The organism is Halalkalibacter oceani (assembly GCF_023715705.1).
Classification (GTDB): Bacteria; Bacillota; Bacilli; order Bacillales; family Bacillaceae_D; genus Halalkalibacter; species Halalkalibacter oceani_A.
The window spans coordinates 1-255 of sequence record NZ_JAMBOS010000118.1; the positions used below are offsets into that span (position 1 = coordinate 1).

The 255-nt window shown below is 43.5% G+C and carries 1 protein-coding gene; it reads left to right on the plus strand.

Going from position 1 to position 255, the window contains the following annotated elements:
- The coding region (locus tag M3212_RS21880) for an AAA family ATPase (protein ID WP_349774225.1) at window positions 1–255 on the plus strand (255 nt) is incomplete at both ends.

Below are 255 nucleotides of genomic sequence, written 5' to 3' on the forward strand. Positions count from 1 at the left end.
ATGCAAAACGGCAACTTCATCGTGAGATTGAATTAATGAAAGGCATACGAGGACTACAACCAGTAGTCGTAGTGGATGAAGCTCACCTTCTGGATCGGGAAATGCTTGAAGAGGTCCGTTTTCTTCTGAACTTTAAAATGGATTCGCTAAGTCCAATGGCGCTTATCCTTGTCGGTCAAAGTGAATTGTGGGACCGACTACGCTTACAGTCATACACAGCCATACGTCAAAGAATTGATATCCAATTCCAGCTAG